The following is a 257-nucleotide window of genomic DNA, read 5'->3' on the forward strand; positions in this document are numbered from 1 at the left end:
ATAGAGAGGGTTCAAGAAGTGCGAGTTAAAAGAATTAGGTATCCTCAGTGATACCACCAATTTTTTACTGAGAGTTTGATCCTGGCTCAGGACGAACGCTGGCGGCGTGCCTAACACATGCAAGTCGAGCGAGAAAGTCTGTAGCAATACAGATGAGTAAAGCGGCGCACGGGTGAGTACAAAATGGGTAACCTACCGAGAAGTACGGGACAACTCCGGGAAACTGGAGCTAATACCGGATGTGGTTGCTGGAACTT

1 rRNA gene is annotated in these 257 nt (G+C 48.2%); it reads left to right on the top strand.

Annotated elements, in window-relative coordinates:
* Positions 1-63: 63 nt before the first annotated feature.
* Positions 64-257: ribosomal RNA gene (locus N3A72_12465) — 16S ribosomal RNA — on the top strand; the annotation flags it as partial.

Source organism: bacterium (assembly GCA_026416715.1).
Lineage (GTDB): Bacteria > UBP4 > UBA4092 > JAOAEQ01 > JAOAEQ01 > JAOAEQ01.